Here is an 825-nt window from a genome sequence, read left to right on the forward strand (position 1 = left end):
TATTATCCCCTTATATAGAATCCGGGTAATTAGTTATCGTATTATATCATGTCCGAAGCCAATCGTTTGTGTAAACCCAAGGGTGAATATCTACAGGAAATGATGGTTTTTTCTTGCGAGGGTAGCCTTCTTTCCTCTTCCCTCTTTCTCCCTGCTCCCTGCTTCCTACTCCCTATGCGTGGAGGAGGTGTCTACTGATATCATGTCCGGTAGCATCGGTCTTGTATAGCAAAGGTAAGGAAGAAGGAAGAAGAAAGAGGGAAGAGGGAAGAAGGCTACCCTCGCAAGAAAAAAACCATCATTTCCTGTAGATATTCACCCTTGGGTTTACACAAACGATATAAACGGACATGATATAATACGATAACTAATTACCCGGATTCTATATAAGGGGATAATAAATAAAAATTTTCATGATTAGTCAATCCTCTTCTTTTCAAGGAGAGGTAATTATTAATTATTAATTTTTGAACATTATCCATCAGTAATTTTCTGCATTTTATTCTTAGATAGCTGACGACTAACAGAAGAAACTGCTCTTACAGGAATCTCTGTTAATTGAGCTAAAATCAAATTCCAGAGATAGCCATATTGAGGATTATTTTTCAGTAATAAAAATTCGGCAAATACATAAAATCTTTTGGTTCTTTTGTATTCAGGAGGATTATCTTCAATCCTAATTTGTTCTGGTTTAGGCAATTTATGACCGATAATTTTTCCTTGCTCATAATACTTTGCTTGAATAGAAAGTCCTATGAGCAAGTAAAAATTTAACTGCTCAAGAGGCAAATCAAATAATTGCCAAAATCAAAACAAATTAGGATT

General features: G+C 35.0%; 1 protein-coding gene. It reads right to left on the reverse strand.

What is annotated here, in order from left to right; translation table 11 throughout:
• Positions 1-474: 474 nt before the first annotated feature.
• Positions 475-789 carry a hypothetical protein gene (locus D5R40_RS33445; protein WP_205127667.1) on the reverse strand — a complete coding sequence of 105 codons (315 nt, stop codon included), beginning with the start codon at positions 787-789 and terminating at the stop codon, positions 475-477.
• Positions 790-825: the final 36 nt, after the last annotated feature.

The sequence above is a fragment of the Okeania hirsuta genome (assembly GCF_003838195.1).
Lineage (GTDB): Bacteria > Cyanobacteriota > Cyanobacteriia > Cyanobacteriales > Microcoleaceae > Okeania > Okeania hirsuta.